Source organism: Blastococcus sp. CT_GayMR19 (assembly GCF_004570385.1).
In the GTDB taxonomy this organism is placed as follows: domain Bacteria; phylum Actinomycetota; class Actinomycetes; order Mycobacteriales; family Geodermatophilaceae; genus Blastococcus_B.
In genome coordinates this window covers 1-1,493 of record NZ_SPQL01000036.1, presented here as the reverse complement: position 1 = coordinate 1,493, position 1,493 = coordinate 1, and the positions used below count along the sequence as shown (strand labels likewise).

The 1,493-nt window shown below is 68.2% G+C and carries 1 protein-coding gene; it reads right to left on the bottom strand.

The features are described from left to right. Window positions 1-41: 41 nt before the first annotated feature. Window positions 42-1,334 (bottom strand): IS256 family transposase, encoded by a 1,293-nt coding sequence (locus tag E4P39_RS22025; RefSeq protein WP_245160041.1) that lies wholly within the window; start codon window positions 1,332-1,334, stop codon window positions 42-44. Window positions 1,335-1,493 lie beyond the last annotated feature (159 nt).

Below are 1,493 nucleotides of genomic sequence, written 5' to 3'. Positions count from 1 at the left end.
GGAGCCTGTCAACTTCTCTGTGTAAGACCCGCAGTTGATCTTCATTGGAGGTAGGGCTCGATGCGGTCTGGGAAGGCGATGAGCAGCGCGGCCATCGCCGGTTTCCAGCCCTGAGTGACGGCGCCCTCGACGAGGTGGGGCGGGGCGGTGCGCTCGTTGGCCGGCTTGCCGCGTTCCTTGGCTCGCTCCCGGGCCCGTTTGTCTTCGATGTCGCGGATGGCCAGCCAGAGCAGCTTGATGACGGCGTCGTCGCTGGGGAAGTGCCCGCGGTTTTTGATGATCTTGCGGAGCTGGTAGTTCAGCGACTCGATCGCGTTCGTGGTGTAGATGATCTTCCGGACCGCGGGGGCGAATGCGAGGAACGGTATGAACCGTTCCCAGGCGTTCTGCCAGGTCACCACGGTCGCCGGATAGCGCCGGCCGAGCTCGGAGTCGGCGAACTCCAGCAGCGCGGTCTCCGCCGCGTCTGCGGTCGGCGCGGTGTAGATCCGGCGCAGGGCCGCCGCTACCTTCTTGCGGTCGCCGTAGGAGACGAACCGCGTGGAGGCGCGGATCAGGTGCACCACGCAGGTCTGCACGGTGGTGTGCGGAAAGGTCGCCTCGATCGCCTCGGGCAGGCCGGTCAGCCCATCGCAGCAGGCGATGAGGATGTCGCGCAGCCCGCGGTTGGCCAGCTCGGCGACCACCCCGGCCCAGAACTTCGCGCCCTCGGTGGCCTGCACCCAGATGCCCAGCACGTGCTTGATGCCGTCCAGGTCCACCCCCACGGCGATGTGCGCCGAGCGGTTGCGCACCTGGTGGCCGTCGCGGACCTTCACCACCAGCGCATCGACGTAGACGATCGGGTAGATCGGCTCCACCGGCCTGGCCTGCCAGGCCTTGACCTCCTCGGTCACCGCGTCGGTGATCTTGCTGATCGTCTCGTGGGACAGCTCGGTGCCGACCGTGCGCGCCAGATGGTGCTGGATGTCGCGGATCGTCATGCCGCCCGCGTAGAGCGAGATGATCATGTCGTCGAGGCCGCGGAGCCGGCGTTCGCCCTTGGGCACCAGTCGCGGCTCGAAGCTGCTGTCCCGATCCCGCGGCACGTCCAGGCCCATCGGCCCGATCTGGGACTGCACCGTCTTCGGCGTCGTCCCGTTGCGCGAGTTGGGCGAGCCGCGGCCGACCGGATCGCCGCGCTCGTAGCCCAGGTGGTCGGTCAGCTCGGCGTCCAGGCCGCGCTCGAGGACCGCCCTGACCAGCTCGGGCAGAAACCCGCCCTCCCCGGTCAGCTGGACCCCGCCCTGCTCGGCCCGATCGATCAGCTCGTCCAGCCAGGTGTCATCGGCCAGCTGCTCACGCAGCTGCCGACCGGTCAGCCGGCCCGGAGGACCGAACCCCGAACCATCAGCCACCGAATCGTCATCGGTCACAGTCACAGCGTGCTCCCAACTGAGGCACCAACCTCAGGCTCGGACCACGAGCTCTTACACAGACCATCTGACAGGGCC